13 protein-coding genes are annotated in these 17,088 nt (G+C 68.9%); 1 reads left to right on the top strand and 12 read right to left on the bottom strand.

Annotated elements, in window-relative coordinates:
* Positions 1–18: 18 nt before the first annotated feature.
* The gene (locus ABT118_RS11465; RefSeq protein ID WP_350659839.1) at positions 19–1,092 is read left to right on the top strand and encodes an ABC transporter ATP-binding protein; all 1,074 of its coding nucleotides are present in this window, start codon (positions 19–21) and stop codon (positions 1,090–1,092) included.
* Positions 1,093–1,131: 39 nt separating this feature from the next.
* Here ABT118_RS11465 and ABT118_RS11460 read toward each other — a convergent pair whose 3' ends face one another.
* The 12 genes from ABT118_RS11460 to ABT118_RS11405 all read right to left on the bottom strand — a co-directional run bounded on the left by ABT118_RS11460 (position 1,132) and on the right by ABT118_RS11405 (position 16,996).
* Positions 1,132–2,187, bottom strand: coding sequence for an ABC transporter ATP-binding protein (locus ABT118_RS11460; protein WP_350665084.1), 1,056 nt, complete (start codon positions 2,185–2,187; stop codon positions 1,132–1,134).
* A 25-nt stretch (positions 2,188–2,212) separates the two neighbouring features.
* Positions 2,213–3,265, bottom strand: a complete 1,053-nt coding sequence (locus ABT118_RS11455) for an ABC transporter ATP-binding protein (RefSeq protein ID WP_350659827.1) — start codon at positions 3,263–3,265, stop codon at positions 2,213–2,215.
* Positions 3,266–3,282: 17 nt separating this feature from the next.
* A complete protein-coding gene (locus ABT118_RS11450) occupies positions 3,283–4,290 on the bottom strand; it encodes an ABC transporter permease (protein WP_350659811.1) in 1,008 nt (335 codons plus the stop codon).
* Positions 4,283–5,209 (bottom strand): ABC transporter permease, encoded by a 927-nt coding sequence (locus ABT118_RS11445; RefSeq protein ID WP_350659795.1) that lies wholly within the window; start codon positions 5,207–5,209, stop codon positions 4,283–4,285. Before ABT118_RS11445 ends, ABT118_RS11450 begins: the two co-directional genes overlap by 8 nt.
* 79 nt (positions 5,210–5,288) lie before the next feature.
* Positions 5,289–6,908 carry a peptide ABC transporter substrate-binding protein gene (locus ABT118_RS11440; protein WP_350659776.1) on the bottom strand — a complete coding sequence of 540 codons (1,620 nt, stop codon included), beginning with the start codon at positions 6,906–6,908 and terminating at the stop codon, positions 5,289–5,291.
* 151 nt (positions 6,909–7,059) lie between these two features.
* On the bottom strand, positions 7,060–8,073 hold the full coding sequence (locus tag ABT118_RS11435; protein WP_350659751.1) for an ABC transporter ATP-binding protein: 1,014 nt from the start codon (positions 8,071–8,073) through the stop codon (positions 7,060–7,062).
* Positions 8,066–9,115 (bottom strand): ABC transporter ATP-binding protein, encoded by a 1,050-nt coding sequence (locus ABT118_RS11430; RefSeq protein ID WP_350659742.1) that lies wholly within the window; start codon positions 9,113–9,115, stop codon positions 8,066–8,068. Before ABT118_RS11430 ends, ABT118_RS11435 begins: the two co-directional genes overlap by 8 nt.
* Positions 9,116–9,130: 15 nt before the next feature.
* Positions 9,131–10,075 carry an ABC transporter permease gene (locus ABT118_RS11425; RefSeq protein ID WP_350659720.1) on the bottom strand — a complete coding sequence of 315 codons (945 nt, stop codon included), beginning with the start codon at positions 10,073–10,075 and terminating at the stop codon, positions 9,131–9,133.
* Complete coding sequence (locus ABT118_RS11420; protein WP_350659703.1) at positions 10,068–10,994, bottom strand: ABC transporter permease; 927 nt, start codon at positions 10,992–10,994, stop codon at positions 10,068–10,070. Before ABT118_RS11420 ends, ABT118_RS11425 begins: the two co-directional genes overlap by 8 nt.
* A 138-nt stretch (positions 10,995–11,132) precedes the next feature.
* The gene (locus ABT118_RS11415) at positions 11,133–12,758 is read right to left on the bottom strand and encodes a peptide ABC transporter substrate-binding protein (RefSeq protein WP_350659682.1); all 1,626 of its coding nucleotides are present in this window, start codon (positions 12,756–12,758) and stop codon (positions 11,133–11,135) included.
* A gap of 409 nt (positions 12,759–13,167) precedes the next feature.
* On the bottom strand, positions 13,168–15,036 hold the full coding sequence (gene typA / locus ABT118_RS11410; protein WP_350659662.1) for a translational GTPase TypA: 1,869 nt from the start codon (positions 15,034–15,036) through the stop codon (positions 13,168–13,170).
* Positions 15,037–15,268: 232 nt separating this feature from the next.
* Positions 15,269–16,996 (bottom strand): ABC transporter family substrate-binding protein, encoded by a 1,728-nt coding sequence (locus ABT118_RS11405; RefSeq protein ID WP_350659642.1) that lies wholly within the window; start codon positions 16,994–16,996, stop codon positions 15,269–15,271.
* Between the last annotated feature and the right edge of the window lie 92 nt (positions 16,997–17,088).

Genomic DNA, 17,088 nt, shown 5'->3' with positions numbered 1-17,088 from the left:
AGGGACCGGCGACACATCATGAGCAACGAACTGACCCTCGACCAGACCGCCGGCCCCACCGCTCCGGCCGGCGAGCCGCTGCTCCAGCTCTCCGGGCTGCAGAAGCACTTCCCGGTGATGAACGGCTTCCTGTTCAAGCGCCAGGTCGGCGCCGTGCACGCGGTCGACGGCATCGACCTCACCGTGCACGCGAACGAGGCGGTCGGCCTGGTCGGCGAGTCCGGCTGCGGCAAGTCCACCACCGGCCGCCTGGTCACCCGCCTGCTGGAGCCCACCGGCGGCACCGTCAAGTACGCCGGCCAGGACATCACGCACGCCTCGCGCAAGCAGCTCGCGCCGATCCGGTCCGAGATCCAGATGATCTTCCAGGACCCGTACTCGTCGCTGAACCCGCGTCAGACCGTCGGTGCCATCATCGGCGCCCCGATGGAGATCAACGGGATCAACCCCAAGGGCGGCATCCAGAACCGGGTGCAGGAGCTGCTGGAGACGGTCGGTCTCAACCCGGAGCACTACAACCGCTTCCCGCACGAGTTCTCCGGCGGCCAGCGCCAGCGCATCGGCGTGGCCCGCGCGCTCTCGCTCAGCCCGAAGCTGATCGTGGCCGACGAGCCGGTCTCCGCGCTCGACGTCTCGATCCAGGCCCAGGTCGTCAACCTGCTGCAGCAGCTGCAGAAGGACCTCGGCATCGCCTTCCTGTTCATCGCGCACGACCTCTCGATCGTCCGGCACTTCTCGCAGCGCGTCGCGGTGATGTACCTGGGCAAGATCGTCGAGATCGCGGACCGCAAGTCGCTGTACGAGAGCCCCCGGCACCCGTACACCCACGCGCTGCTCTCCGCCGTGCCCGAGGCCGACCCGGACGACGTCCGCGAGCGGATCCGGCTGACCGGTGACGTCCCGTCGCCGATCAACCCGCCGTCCGGCTGCCGCTTCCGCACCCGGTGCTGGAAGGCGCAGGACAAGTGCGCCACCGAGGAGCCGCCGCTGGTGCAGCTCTCCGGCAACGCGGACGGCCACCTGACGGCCTGCCACTTCCCGGAGGAGGGCACCATCACCGCCGTCCCGGAGCCCCGCCTCTCGAAGGACTGAGCACCGCGAAAGGGCCGCCCCACCGGGGCGGCCCTTTCGTCATTTCTTCAGGTCGTCTTCCCGCTCCGCCGCGAAGTGGCAGGCCGAGTCGTGCGCCGCGAGCTCGTGCAGCCAGGGCCGGACGGTGAGTTCGGGCACCTCCTCCGCACACTTCGGCTGCGCCTTCCAGCACCGGGTCCGGAACCGGCAGCCGGACGGCGGGTTGGCCGGCGACGGCACGTCGCCCACCAGCACGATCCGGTCCCGGTCGGCCCGCGCCGCCGGGTCCGGCACCGGCACCGCCGACAGCAGCGCCTGGGTGTACGGGTGGATCGCGTGGTCGTAGATCTCCAGATCGGTGCCGATCTCGACCATCTTGCCGAGGTACATCACGCCGACCCGGTCGGAGATGTGGCGGACGATCGAGAGGTCGTGCGCGATGAACATGTACGACAGGTTGAACTCGGTCTGGAGCTGCTCCAGCAGGTTGATCACCTGGGCCTGCACCGAGACGTCCAGCGCCGAGACCGGCTCGTCGCAGATGATGATCTCCGGCTTGAGCGCCAGCCCCCGCGCGATCCCGATCCGCTGCCGCTGCCCGCCGGAGAACTGGTGCGGGTACCGGTTGATGTACTCGGGGTTGAGCCCGACCACGTCCAGCAGGTCCTGCACGGCCTTCCGCCGGTCGCCCTTCGGCGCCACCTCCCGGTGGATCTCGTACGGCTCGCCGATGATGTCGCCCACCGTCATCCGGGGGTTCAGCGAGGTGTACGGGTCCTGGAAGACCATCTGGATGTTCCGGCGCACCGCCTTCAGCGCGGCGCCGGAGAGCTTGGAGATCTCCTCGCCCTTGTACCGGACCGACCCGGCCGTGGCGGGCTCCAGGTTCATCAGCACCTTGGCCAGGGTGGACTTGCCGCAGCCCGACTCGCCGACGATGCCCAGGGTCTCACCCTGCATCAGGTCGAAGTCGACCCCGTCGACCGCCTTGACCGCACCGACCTGCTTCCTGAACAGCACGCCCTTGGTCAGCGGGAAGTGCTTGACCAGGCCGCGGACCTCCAGGATCGGCTCGCCCTTCGGCACCTCCTGCTGGAAGGCCACCTCCTCCGGCACCGTGGTGCCGAGCGCACTGGCTCCGTTAGGCGTCACCGAGGGTCTCCTTCCAGAAGAAGCAGGCACTCTGCCGGCCGGCCACCTCGGCCCCCTCCGGGGTGGTGACCTGGAACAGCTTCGGCACCTCCTGACGGCAGATCTCCTGCGCCCGGGGGCAGCGCGGGTTGAACGCGCAGCCCGGCGGGATCCGCAGCAGGTTGGGCGGCAGGCCCTTGATCGCGTAGAGCTCCTGGCCCTTCTGGTCCAGCCGCGGAATGGAGTCCAGCAGCCCCCGGGTGTACGGGTGCGCCGGACGGGCGTACAGCTCGTGCACCGGCGCGGTCTCGACGATCCGGCCCGCGTACATCACCGCGATCTTGTCCGCGACGTCCGCGACCACGCCGAGGTCGTGCGTGATCAGGATCAGGCCCATGTGAAACTCGGCCTGCAACTCGGCCAGCAGGTCCATCACCTGGGCCTGCACCGTCACGTCGAGCGCGGTGGTGGGCTCGTCCGCGATGATCAGGTCCGGCTCCAGCGCCAGCGCCATCGCGATCATGATCCGCTGGCGCATGCCGCCGGAGAACTGGTGCGGGTAGTCCCCCACCCGGTCCTTGGCGGCCGGGATCCGGACCCGGTCCATCAGCTCGATCGCCTTGGCCTTGGCCTCCTTGCGCGAACTGCCCTTGTGCGCCCGAAACATCTCGCCCAGCTGGAAGCCCACGGTCAGCACCGGGTTGAGCGAGGAGAGCGCGTCCTGGAAGATCATCGCGATCTTCTGGCCCCGGATCTGCCGCCTCGCCTCCTTGTCCATGGTGAGCATGTCCTGGCCCCGGTAGCGGATCTCGCCCTGCGGGATCCGGGCCGGCGGCATGTCCAGGATGCCCATGATGGCCTGGGCGGTGACCGACTTGCCGGAGCCGGACTCGCCCAGCACGGCCAGCGTCTCGCCCGCGCTGACGCTGTAGTTGACCCCGTTGACCGCCTTGACCAGCCCGTCCCGGGTCTTGAACTCGACGTGCAGGTCCCGGACGTCGAGCAGCGGGCCCTGGTACGGCGCCTCGCGGGCGGGTTTGGTGGTGTCGACAGCAGTACTCATCGGTGCGGTCCCCTCGCTCAGCGCAGCTTCGGGTCGAGGGCGTCGCGCACCGCGTCGCCCATCATGATGAAGGCCAGCACGGTCACGGAGAGCGCAGCGGCCGGGAAGAACAGCGCGAACGGCGCGGTCCGGATCACCCGCTGGGCCGAGGAGATGTCCACGCCCCAGGAGATGGTCGGGTCCTGGAGGCCGATGCCGAGGAAGCTCAGCGTCGCCTCGGCGGTGATGTAGCCGCCGAGCGCGATGGTGGCCACCACGATCACCGGCGCGATCGCGTTCGGCAGGATGTGACGGAGCATCAACCGGGAGGTGCCGGCGCCGAGCGCCTTGCCGGCCACCACGTAGTCGGCCTGCTTGACGGTGAGCACCGAGCCGCGCATCACGCGGGCCAGCTGGGTCCAGCCCAGCACGGCCAGCGCGATCACCACGGACCAGACGGTGCGGGTGGTGAAGGCGTTCAGCAGCACCAACGCGCCGAGCAGCAGCGGAATGCCGAAGAAGATGTCGATGACCCGGGAGATCACCGCGTCCACCCAGCCGCCGAAGTACCCGGCCACCATGCCCGTCACCCCGCCGAGCAGGGTGACCGCGAGGGTGACGAAGACGCCGACGATGATCGAGGCGCGGGCCCCGTAGATCACCCTGGAGTAGATCGAGCGGCCCTGGCCGTCGTAGCCGAACCAGCCGGCCCCGAACACGTCCGCCCAGTCCGGCTTGCGCAGGTAGTTCCGGGACAGGTCGGCCTGGCGCGGGTCGGTGTCGGTGAACAGCCCGGGGAAGATCGCGATCAGCACCAGCAGCACGATCAGCACCGCCGAGATGACGAAGATCGGCCGCCGTCGCAGCTCTCGCCAGGCGTCGCCCCAGAGGCTGCGGGCCTCCTCGCGCTTGACCGGGTCCGGTTCGATCAACGTGTCCTGCGCCACCGCCAGGCCCTGCTGGCCGACGTAGTCCAGGTGGTCGCTGTCGGTCGGCGGGATGCGCCGCAGGGGGTCGTGGTCGTCGGGGAGGTCTTTGCTAGGCATAACGGATCCTCGGGTCCAGGACGGCGTACAGCAGGTCCACCAGGAGGCTGGCGACCAGGTAGACGATCACCAGCACGGTGACGATGCCCACCACGGTCGGGCCCTCCTTGGTCCGGATCGCCTTGTAGAGGATGTTGCCGACGCCCGCGATGTTGAAGATGCCCTCGGTGACGATCGCGCCGCCCATCAGCGCGCCCAGGTCGGTGCCCAGGAAGGTGACCACCGGGATGAGCGAGTTGCGCAGCAGGTGGCGGCCGATGACGGTCCGTCGGGGCAGCCCCTTGGCGACCGCGGTCCGCATGTAGTCGGCCCGCAGGTTCTCGCCGATCGAGGTCCGGGTCAGCCGGGCCACGTACGCCAGTGAGAGTGAGGCCAACACCAGCCCCGGCAGGATCAGTTGGAGGATGTCGGTGGAGTCCTGGACGGTGGCGGTGACCCAGCCGAGGTTGATCGCGAAGACGGTCTGAGCGATGTAGCCGAGCACGAAGACCGGGATCGAGATGACGATCAGGGTCAGGACCAGCACCGCCGTGTCGGCGAAGGAGCCGCGCTTGAGGCCGGCCAGCAGGCCGAGCGGCAGACCGATCACGATCTCGAAGAAGAAGGCGACCAGGGCCAGCCGGATGGTCACCGGGAAAGCGTCGGCCATGATCTCGGACACCGGGCGGCCGGTGAAGCTGGTGCCGAAGTCCAGCTGGAAGACGTTGCCCAGGTAGATCAGGTACTGCTTCCACCAGGGCTCGTCGAGGTGGTACTGGTGGCGCAGGTTGGCCACGGTCGCCGGATCGGCGGCCTTGTCGCCGAACATCGCCGCGATCGGGTCGCCCGGCAGGGTGTACACCATGATGAAGATCAGGAACGTGGCACCGAAGAAGACCGGGATCATCTGGAGCACGCGCCGGAGGACGTAGTGGCCCATCGAACCTCCTTCCGAGGGGGGTGACTTGGTGCCCGGGCCCCACCCGCCGCTCGGGCGGGCGGGGCCGGCGGGGGTGGGGTCAGCCCTTGACCTCGACCTGGGTCCAGGCCGGGTTGCCGAAGGAGTCGAACTTGACGTTCTGCACCTTGGTGGAGAAGCCCGAGTTGGTCCGGTAGTACCAGAGCGGGATGGCCGGGAAGTCCTGGGCCAGCACCGCCTCCGCCGCCTGGTAGCCGGTGGCCGAGGCCTGGATCGAGTCGGCCTGGTCGGCCGAGTTCGCCAGCTGGTCGAACTGGGCGCTGCTGTAGCCGAAGTCGTTCGAGGCCGCGCCGGTCTTGTAGACGTCCGACAGGAAGTTGGCGTTCAGCGGGTAGTCCTGCACCCAGCCGGTCCGGAACGCGCCGTTGATGGTGTGTCCGGTGATGGCCGCGCGGGCGGTCTTGAAGTCGGTCTTCGGGTCGCCGACGCACTCCACACCGGTGGCCTGGCGGATGGAGTTGCAGACCGCGTCCACCCACTCCTTGTGGCCGCCGTCGGCGTTGTACGTGATGGTCAGCTTGTTGTTCGGGACGCCGCCGCCCTCGGTGATCAGCTGCTTCGCCTTGTCGGCGTTGAAGGTGCAGGAGTCACCGCAGACACCGGCCTTGTAGCCCTCGACGCCCTCGGCCACCCAGGAGGTGGCGGGCTTGCGGGAGCTCTGCAGCACCGTCTTGGTGATGGTGTCGCGGTCGATCGCCATCGACAGGCCCTGCCGGACCTTGGCCTTGTTCGCCCCGGCCCAGTCGGGCTGGTAGAGCGTGAAGCCGATGTTCTGGATCGCGCCCTGCGGGGAGTCGATCGCCCGGTCGCCGAGGTCGGTCTTGTAGTTGGCCAGGGCCGACGGCGGCACCTGGTCCATCACGTCCAGGTTGTTGGACTGGAGGTCCGCGTAGGCGGCCTCGGCGGTGGTGTACATCTTGAACACCACCCCGCCGTTCTTCGGCTTGTCCACGCCCTGGTAGTTGGCGAAGGCCTTGGTGGTGATCTGGGCGTTGTGCTCCCAGCTGACGAACTGGTACGGCCCGTTGCCCACCGGCTTCTGGCCGTACCCGGTCGGGTCGGCGAAGAAGCCGTCCGGCAGCGGGGAGAAGGCGATGTACCCGAGCTTGTACGGGAAGTACGACACCTTGTTGGTCAGCTTGATGGTGAAGTGGGTGTCGTCCACCACGGTCAGGCCGGACATGGTGGTCTTGGTGCCCGCGCCCTTGGCCGGGTGCACGTCGGTGTAGCCCTCGATGTCGGAGAACCAGGAGCTGTTGATCTGGTTGTTCGCGGTGGTCGCGGCCCAGTTCCAGGCGTCCACGAAGTTCTTCGCCTTGACCGGGCTGCCGTCGTGGAAGGTCCAGCCGCTCTTCAGCGTGACGTTGAAGGTCTGCGAGTCGGAGGTGTCGATCTTGTCGGCCACCTGCATCCGCAGCTTGCCGTCCGCCGGGTCGTAGTCGGCCAGGCCCTTGAACAGGTTCTGCGCGATCCGGCCGCCGCCGACCTCGTTGGCGTTGGCGGGCTGGAGCGGGTTCTGCGGCTCGCTGCTCTGGTAGCTGAACGTCTTGCTCGCGTCGGCCGAGCCGCCGCCGCTTCCGCTGCTACCGCATCCGGTGGCCACCAGGGCCACGGATGTCGCACCGACAACGGCCCAGCGGACTCTGGTGGCTGCAGGCATGGAGTTCTTCCTCCTCGGGAGACTGTGACGCATCACACCCCATGAGAAGGGTCCGGTCGTGCTGGCGCGACCGTGGTACCGCCGGATGGGTGCAGGCGGGTACGCCGACGGCCCCACAGCAGTGCTGCGGGGCCGTCGGGGTGAGGCAGGGTCAGACCGTGGTCAGCACCCGCTCCTCGGCGAAGTGACACGCCGACAGGTGCGCCGCCGCGCCGTCCAGGGACGGCACCGCGAGCAGCGGGAGCTCGGTGGAGCAGCGCTCCTCCGCCTTCCAGCAGCGGGTGCGGAAGCGGCAGCCGGACGGCGGGTTGGCCGGCGAGGGGATGTCGCCCTCCAGCACGATCCGGTCCCGGTTGGCACGGGCCGCCGGGTCCGGCACCGGCACGGCCGACAGCAGCGCCTGGGTGTACGGGTGGGTGGCGTGCTCGTAGATCTCCTCGTCGGTGCCGATCTCGACCATCTTGCCGAGGTACATGACCCCGACCCGGTCGGAGATGTGGCGGACGATCGAGAGGTCGTGCGCGATGAACATGTACGACAGCTCGAAGTCGGACTGGAGCTGCTCCAGCAGGTTGATCACCTGGGCCTGCACCGAGACGTCCAGCGCCGAGACCGGCTCGTCGCAGATGATCACCTCGGGCTTGAGCGCGAGACCGCGGGCGATGCCGATCCGCTGCCGCTGGCCGCCGGAGAACTGGTGCGGGTACCGGTTGATGTACTCGGGGTTGAGCCCGACCACGTCCAGCAGGTCCTGCACGGCCTTGCGGCGGTCGCCCTTCGGCGCCACCTCCGGGTGGATCTCGTACGGCTCGCCGATGATGTCGCCCACCGTCATCCGGGGGTTCAGCGAGGTGTACGGGTCCTGGAAGACCATCTGGATGTTCCGGCGCACCGCCTTGAGCGCGGCGCCGGAGAGCTTGGAGATGTCCTCGCCCTTGTAGAGCACCTGGCCCGCGGTCGCCCGCTCCAGGTTCATCAGCACCTTGGCCAGGGTGGACTTGCCGCAGCCCGACTCGCCGACGATACCCAGAGTCTCACCGCGCATCAGCTCGAACGAGATGCCGTCGACCGCCTTGACCGCGCCGATCTGCTTCTTGAAGAGGATGCCCTGGCTCAGCGGGTAGTGCTTGACCAGGTCCTTGACCTCCAGGATGGGCTCAGCCATGGAGGGTCTCCTTCCAGAGGTGGCAGGCGCTCTTGCGGCCGGCGAGCTCGGCGCCGTTCCGGTCGAGCACCTGGTGCAGCGCGGGGATCTCGCTGCGGCACAGGTCGGTGGCCTTGTCGCAGCGCGGGTTGAAGGCGCAACCGGCGGGCACCTTCAGCAGGTTGGGCGGCAGGCCCTTGATCGCGTAGAGCTCCTGGCCCTTCTGGTCCAGCCGCGGGATCGAGCGGAGCAGGCCCTCGGTGTACGGGTGCGCCGGGTTGGCGTACAGCTCGTGCACCGGGGCGGTCTCGACGATCCGGCCCGCGTACATCACCGCGATCTTGTCCGCGACGTCGGCGACCACGCCGAGGTCGTGGGTGATCAGGATCAGGCCCATGTGGTACTCGGCCTGCAACTCGGCCAGCAGGTCCATCACCTGGGCCTGGACGGTGACGTCCAGGGCGGTGGTGGGCTCGTCCGCGATGATCAGGTCCGGCTCCAGGGCCAGCGCCATCGCGATCATGATCCGCTGGCGCATGCCGCCGGAGAACTGGTGCGGGTAGTCGCCGACGCGCTGCTTGGCGGCCGGGATCCGGACCCGGTCCATCAGCTCGATCGCCTTGGCCTTGGCCTCCTTGCGGGAGGCGCCCTCGTGCACCCGGAACATCTCGCCGAGCTGGTAGCCCACGCTGAGCACCGGGTTGAGCGAGGAGAGCGCGTCCTGGAAGATCATCGCGATCTTCCGACCGCGCAGCTGCCGGCGCTGCTCGTTGGTCATCTTGAGCATGTCCTGGCCGCGGAACAGGATCTCCCCGGAGGTGATCCGGCCGGGCGGCATGTCCAGGATGCCCATGATGGTCTGCGCGGTGACGGACTTGCCGGAACCGGACTCGCCCAGCACCGCGAGGGTCTCGCCCGCGCTGACGCTGTAGTTGACCCCGTTGACGGCCTTGGCGATGCCGTCCTTGGTCTTGAACTCGACGTGCAGGTCCCGGACTTCGAGCAACGGAGTGCCCGGAGCGAGCCGGTCGGTGGCCTGCTGCTTCTCGATCACAGTGGTCATGGTGCCTACCGCCTCTCAGCGCAGCTTCGGGTCGAGGGCGTCACGCACGGCGTCGCCCATCATGATGAAGGCCAGCACCGTGAGGCTGAGCATCCCGGCCGGGAAGAACAGCGCGAACGGGGCGGTGCGGATCACCTTCTGGGCCGAGTTGATGTCGATGCCCCAGGAGATGGTCGGGTCCTGCAGACCGATGCCGAGGAAGCTCAGCGTCGCCTCGGTGGCGATGTAGCCGCCGAGCGCGATGGTGGCGACCACGATCACCGGGGCGATCGCGTTCGGCAGGATGTGCTTGAGCAGGATCCGGCCGGTGCCGGCGCCGAGCGCCTTGGCGGCGGTGACGTAGTCGGCCTGCTTGACCGTGATCACCGAGCCGCGCATCACGCGGGCCATCTGGGTCCAGCCGAGCACGGTGAGGGCGAAGACCACCGACCAGACGGTGCGGTCGGTGAAGGCGTTCAGCACCACCAGGCAGCCGAGCAGCAGCGGGATGCCGAAGAAGACGTCGGTCACCCGGGACAGGATGGTGTCCGTCCAGCCGCCGAAGTAGCCGGCCATCATGCCGACGAAGCCACCGGTCAGGGTCACCGCGGCGGTCACGCAGACGCCGACGATGATCGAGGCGCGGGCGCCGTGCACCACCCGGGAGTAGATCGAGCGGCCCTGGCCGTCGTAGCCGAACCAGTCGGCCTGGAAGAAGTGGCTGTAGTTCGGGGGCGACAGGTAGTGGTTGCGCAGGTCGCCGGCCCGCGGGTCCACCGAGGTGAACAGGCCGGGGACGAGCGTCATCACGATCAGCACCAGGATCAGCGCGGCCGAGATCAGGAAGATCGGGCGGCGGCGCAGCTCCTCCCAGGCGTCCGAGCCGAGGCTGCGGGCCTTCTCCGGCTTCGGCGCGGGGGCCGAACTGCCGGACTGCGCCGGGATCTTGGCGGCGGTCTTCTTCTCGATCAGGTCAGGCATACCGAATCCTCGGGTCCAGGACCGCGTACAGCAGGTCGACGATCAGGCTGGCGACGAGGTAGACGATGACCAGCACGACCACGAAGCCGACGACCGTCGCGCCTTCCTTCTGGTTGATCGCCCGGAACAGCGCGTTGCCGACGCCCTTGACGTTGAAGATGCCCTCGGTGACGATCGCGCCGCCCATCAGGGCGCCCAGGTCGGTGCCCAGGAAGGTGACGACCGGGATCATCGAGTTCCGCAGCAGGTGGGTGCCGATGATCCGCCGGCGCGGCAGACCCTTGGCGGTCGCGGTGCGGATGTAGTCGGCGCGGATGTTCTCGACGATCGAGGTGCGGCTCAGCCGGGCCACGTAGGCCAGCGAGAGCGAGCCCAGCACCACGGCGGGAAGCAGCAGTTGGCTCAGGTTCATCGAGTCCTGGACGGTCGGCGTGACCCACTTGAGCTGGTCCGCGAAGAGCGTCTGGAACAGGTAGCCGAGCACCGGCACCGGGATCGAGATCAGGACCAGCGTGAAGATCAGGGTGCTCTTGTCGGCGAACCGACCGCGCTTGAGACCGGCCAGCAGGCCGATCCCGACGCCGAAGACGATCTCGATGGCGAAGGCCATCAGGGCGAGCCGGATGGTGACCGGGAGCGCCTCGGTGATCACGTCGATCACCTGGCGGCCCGCCATGGTCTCACCGAAGTTGCCGGTGAACAGCTTGCCCATGTAGTCGAAGTACTGCTCGTACCAGGGCAGATCAAGTCCCAGCTTGTGCGTGAAGGCAGCGAGCTGAGCCGGGTCCGGCGCCTTGTCGCCCCACATCGCAGCGACCGGGTCCCCGGGGAGAACGCGGACCATGACGAAGATCAACAAAGTCGTCCCGAGGAAGACCGGGATCATTTGGAGCAGTCGCCTCGCGACAAAGCGCCCCATCGTGCCTCCAATTGCTGCTCTGACGGGCCGTCATCCCGGTTCAGAGGGTTCCCATGACAACGGCCGGTGCCGAACCGCCCTTGTGGGGCGGACTGGGCACCGGCCGTGTCGGTTCAAGCCGCGCGGTGCAAGGCCTGATTACTTCTGCTTGACCTCGACCTGGGTGAAGACCGGGTCGCCGAAGGAGTCGTACTTCACGCTCTGCACGTTCTTCGAGTAGCCCGCGGTGGTCTTGTAGTACCAGAGCGGGATGGCCGGCATGTCCTTGGCCAGCTCGGCCTCGGCCTTCTGGTACAGCTCGGCGGTCTTCTCGACCGAGGTCGCCTTGTCCGCCTCGCCGGCGAACTTGTCGAACTCGGCGCTGGAGTAGCCGGCGTCGTTGGCCGCGGCACCGGTGCCGTAGACGTCGCGCAGGAAGTTGGCGTTCAGCGGGTAGTCCTGCACCCAGCCGGTCCGCATCATGCTCGGGACCTGCTTCTTCTTGATGACGTCACGCGCCGTCTTGAAGTCCGGCTTCGCGTCGCCGACGCACTCCACGCCGGTGGCCTGGCGGATGGAGTTGCAGACCGCGTCCACCCACTCCTTGTGGCCGCCGTCGGCGTTGTACGTGATGGTCAGCTTGTTGTTCGGGACGCCGCCGCCCTCGGTCACCAGCTGCTTGGCCTTGGTCGGGTCGTACTTGCAGGCGTCGCCGCAGGTGCCGGCCTTGTAGCCGTTGACGCCCGGGGCGACCCAGCTGTCGGCGGCCTGGCGCGAACCGTTCAGCACCGTCTTGGTGATGGTGTCGCGGTCGATCGCCATGGAGAGGCCCTGACGGACCTTCGCCTTGTCGACGCCCTTCCAGCCGTCCTGGTACATCGCGAACGAGATGTTCTGGATGGCGCCCTGGGCCTGGTCGACCGCGCGGTCGCCCAGGTCGTTCTTGTACGAGGCCAGGTTGCTCGGGTCGACCTGGTCGAGCACGTCCAGGTTGTCGGAGACCAGGTCCTTGTACGCGGCGTCGGCCTGCGCGTAGTTCTTGAAGACGATGCCGCCGTTCTTCGGCTTGTCGACGCCCGCGTACTTGTCGAAGGAGGCGACGGTGACGGCCTGGTTGTGCTCCCACGAGACGAACTTGTAGGGGCCGTTGCCGACCGGCTTCTGGCCGTACGCCGCAGGGTCGGTGAAGAACGCCTTCGGCAGCGGCGAGAAGGCCGTGTAGCCGAGCTTGTACTGGAAGTACGAGACCGGGCCGGTGAGCGCGATGGTGAAGTGGGTGTCGTCCACGACCTTGAGGCCGGACATCTTGTCCGTGGTCGGCTCACCCTTCTCCGGGTGCACCGCGTCGTAGCCCGCGATGTCGGAGAACCAGTCCGAGTTGATCTGGTTGTTCTTGGTGTTGGCGGCCCAGTTCCACGCGTCGACGAAGGACGCGGCGGTCACCGGGGTGCCGTCGTGGAAGGTCCAGCCGGACTTCAGGGTGACGGTGTAGTTCTGCGCGTCGGTGGTCTCGATCTTGTCGGCGACCTGGTTGCGCAGCTGGCCGTTGCTGGGGTCGTAGTCGACCAGACCCTTGAACAGGGTCTTGATGATGCGACCGCCGCCGACCTCCATGGCGTTGGCGGGCTGCAGCGGGTTCTGCGGCTCGGTGCTCTGGTAGCTGAAGGTACCGGCCGCGTTGGCCGCCCCGTTCGAGCTGGACGAAGAACCGCTACCGCAAGCAGTGGCCGCGAGGGCGACCGCGACAGCTGCGACGACCCACTTGGCCTGGCTGGCACCGCGCATGGGTGTGCCTCCTGAATCCGTGTTGCAAACGTGGAGCGCACCGCGGGGGCTGACCGGCATCGTCGCCGTGGTCAGACGGTGCTTTCCTCGCTCAGGTTCGGCGCGCACCCCTGCGCAGACCCTTGACCCGAGCTCGACTGCACCCACTATCCGTCACGCTCGGATACGAACCAGGCCATTACTGATCTCATTTTGGTCACATGAGAGGACAGTTGGTTTCGAAAATCGGACATACCAGACATACCCAGACAGGTACTAAACGGACAGTTGTCATGAATGACAGCTCGTCACGTCCGATTAACGAACAGCATCCGCCCGTACCGCTACGCGCGTTGACAGCACAGCGTCACGAAAAAGCCCGGCCGGGCGGCCCCGAAAAGGGGCGCCCGGCCGGGCCGGTGGTGCAGCGTCAGTTCTTCTTGGCGCGCGAGGCCGTGCGGCCGCGCTCCTTGGCGTCCAGGACGACCTTGCGGATGCGCACGGTCTCCGGGGTCACCTCGATGCACTCGTCCTCGCGGCAGAACTCGAGGCTCTGCTCCAGCGAGAGCTTGCGCGGCGGCACCAGGTTCTCGGTGGTGTCGGAGGAAGCGGCACGCATGTTGGTGAGCTTCTTCTCCTTGGTGATGTTGATGTCCATGTCGTCCTGGCGCGAGTTCTCGCCGACGATCATGCCCTCGTACACCTCGGTGGTGGGCTCGACGAAGAGCGTGCCGCGCTCCTGGATGCCCATCATCGCGAACGGCGTCACGACGCCCGCGCGGTCGGCCACCAGCGAACCGTTGTTGCGCATCCGGAGCTCGCCGAACCACGGCTCGTGGCCCTCGAAGATGGAGTGCGCGATGCCGGTGCCGCGGGTGTCGGTGAGGAACTGGGTGCGGAAGCCGATCAGACCGCGCGACGGGACGATGAACTCCATGCGGACCCAGCCGGAGCCGTGGTTCGTCATGGTCTCCATCCGGCCCTTGCGGGTCGCCATCAGCTGGGTGATGGCGCCGAGGTACTCCTCGGGGCTGTCGATGGTCATCCGCTCGACCGGCTCGTGGGTCTTGCCGTTGACGATCTTGGTGACCACCTGCGGCTTGCCGACGGTGAGCTCGAACAGCTCCCGGCGCATGGTCTCGACCAGGATGGCGAGCGCGAGCTCACCACGGCCCTGGACCTCCCAGGCGTCCGGACGCTCGGTCGGCAGCACGCGGAGCGAGACGTTACCGACCAGCTCGCGGTCCAGCCGGTCCTTCACCATCCGGGCGGTGACCTTGTGGCCCTTGCCGCCCTTGCCGACCAGCGGCGAGGTGTTGGTACCGATGACCATCGAGATGGCCGGCTCGTCGACCGTGATCAGCGGCAGCGCGATCGGGTTCTCGATGTCGGCCAGGGTCTCGCCGATCATGATGTCCGGGATACCGGCGACGGCACAGATGTCACCGGGGCCGGCCACCTCGGCGGGCTTGCGGGTGAGCGCCTCGGTCATCAGCAGCTCGGTGATCTTGACCTGGGCGATCGTGCCGTCGCGCTTGATCCACGCGACCTGCTGGCCCTTGCGCAGCTCGCCCTGCTCGACCCGGCAGAGCGCGATGCGGCCGAGGAAGTTGTCGGCGTCCAGGTTGGTGACGTGGGCCTGCAGCGGGGCGGCCTCGTCGTAGGTCGGGGCCGGGACATGCTCCAGGATGGTGGAGAAGAACGGCTCCAGCGAGTCGCTGTCGGCCGGCACGGTGCCGTTCTCCGGCTTGGTCATCGAGGCGACGCCGTCACGCGCACAGGCGTAGACGATCGGGAACTCGATCTGGTCCTCGGTGGCGTCCAGGTCCAGGAAGAGGTCGTAGGTCTCGTTGATGACCTCGTCGATCCGGGAGTCCGGACGGTCGGTCTTGTTGATGCAGAGGATGACCGGCAGCTTGGCGGTCAGCGCCTTGCGGAGCACGAAGCGGGTCTGCGGCAGCGGACCCTCGGAGGCGTCGACCAGCAGGACGACGGCGTCCACCATCGACAGACCGCGCTCCACCTCGCCACCGAAGTCGGCGTGGCCGGGGGTGTCGATGATGTTGATCGTGATCGGCGCGCCACCCTCCTTGGGGTGGTACTTCACCGCCGTGTTCTTCGCGAGAATGGTGATGCCCTTCTCGCGCTCCAGGTCGTTGGAGTCCATCATCCGGTCGTCGAGGTGCTGGTGGGCGGCGAAGGCACCGGCCTGCTTCAGCATGGCGTCGACCAGGGTCGTCTTGCCGTGGTCGACGTGGGCGACGATGGCAACGTTACGAATGTCACTGCGCGTGGGCATGCTGAGCGAAACTCCCGGATCGTGGGTTACGGCGCCCGGCTGCGTTCAGCGTTGATCAGCGTCTTCGCCGCGGGCGACCTGCGATCCGTTGATCGCTGCCACCCGTTCCGCCTGCTACTACCGGTCCACCCGCCGGGCACGACATGCCACGGCTTCCTCCTATGGTACGTGGAACCACCGAGCGCCACCGAAACGGGCAGGCCGGACGGGTTCCGACCCGTGCCCGCACGGGTCAGCCGAGGCGGAAGCCCAGGTCCTGGAAGCGGGGTCCGGCGAAGCCGAAGGCGCCCGCGTTGGCGACCCCGGCCCGGACCGCGACCAGGTCGGGCCGCTGGTAGAGCGGGACGGAGTGGGCCAGCTGCCAGATCCGGGCGTCGGCCTCCTGCACCAGCGCCCGGCGGGCGCCCGGGTCGAGCTCGGCGGCGGCCTCCGCGAGCAGCCGGTCGATCTCCTCGCTGCCGGTGCGGGCGTAGTTGCGGCCGACCACCGGCAGTCCGTCCGGGCCGGGCCGGGGCTTGGCGTAGCGGGGGGCCGCCGCACCGGCGTCGGCCGGGGCGGGCCAGGAGAACAGGGCCAGGTCGTACGCGCCGGTGGCCAGGTGGTCGCGCAGGAAGGCGTCCGCCGGGACGGCCTGCGGACGCAGCGTGATGCCGGCCCCGGCCAGGTCGGCGGTCAGCACGTCGGCGGCCCGGCGGGCGGCGGCGGAGCCGTCCGGGATCAGCAGGCCGAGGGTCAGCTCCTTGCCGTCCTTGGCCCGGGTGGAGCCGTTCGCCCGCCAGCCCGCCCGGTCGAGCAGCTCCGCGGCCGTGCTGGTGCCGACGGCGGTGCTGTTGTCCCGGTAGCCGTCCTGACCCGCCGTCAGCAGGTGGTGCCCGAGCGGTACGGCGGCCAGTCCGAACGGCGTCAGGGCGGCCTCCGCGACCCGCTGCCGGTCGACGGCACGGGCCACCGCGCGGCGGACGGCGGGGTCCGCGAGCGGGCCCCGGGAGCCGTTCAGGGTCAGCTGGGCGAAGGAGGTGGCGGCGGCCCGGTGCAGGGTCAGGCCCGGCAGCGACTCGGCCCGGCGCAGCGCCCGGGCCGACGCCTCGGCCAGGGTGGCCGCGTCGGGTGGGGCCGCACCGGCGCCCCGGTCGGCCGGGGTGGCGCGGTCGACCGCCTCGGTGAGCGGGGCCAGGTCGAGCTCGCCCCGGTCGAGGGCGTCCAACCGCTCGGCCGCCGGGGTGGCCAGGAAGTCGATCGCCTCCGCCTTGGCCGGGTCGCCCCACCAGCGCGGGTTGCGGGTCACGGTCGCCCTGCCGCCGGCCCGGTCGTACGTCTTCACCGTGAACGGGCCGGCCGACGGGGCGTTGGTGAGCGGCTGGTTGAACGCGGCCGGGGTCGCGGTCGCGGCGGCCGGGTACAGCGGGCTGAAGAGCGTCCGCCAGGCGGCGTACGGCTGCTTGAAGGTGACCCGGACCTCGCGGGCGTCCGCGCCCTGGGCGACGGCCGCGATCGCGGCGTAGCCGGCCGGGCGGTCGGTGCGGTAGGCCGGGTCGGCGGTGTCGGCCAGGGCGTGCCACTGGGCGGTGAAGTCGGCGGCGGTGAGCGGGGTGCCGTCGGTCCAGACCGCCTTCGGGTTGAGGCGGTAGGTGACGGTCTGCGGGCTCTGCCCGGCCGGGGTGGACTCGGCGGCGGTCAGGTAGTCCGGGTCCGGGGCGGGGCGGGCCCGGTCGTCCAGCCGGAACAGGTGCGGCAGCAGCGCCCCGGTGAGCAGCTCGGTGTCGGCGGTGGCCTCCGGCTGGAACACGTTGAGCGTGGCCGGCACCGCCTCCACCGCCCACCGCAGCGTCCCGCCCTCGCGCACCCCGTCCCGCCCGACCGCGCCCACGTCGGACCCCACCGGACCGGCCGGCCGCTCCTCGGAGCACCCGGCCAGCAGCACGGTCAGCACGGCGACGGCGACAAGCTGGCGGGCACGCATCCCCTCACTGAACCGTGCGGGTGCCCCGAGCGGGCCCCTGACACGGCGTCAGGCCGGGCAGATGCACCCGTTGGCACCATCCCGGGGCTGCG

This window comes from Kitasatospora sp. NPDC002040, from assembly GCF_040296785.1.
GTDB lineage: Bacteria > Actinomycetota > Actinomycetes > Streptomycetales > Streptomycetaceae > Kitasatospora.
Note: the sequence above shows the minus strand (reverse complement) of the source record. Positions and strands in the feature narration are given on the sequence as shown.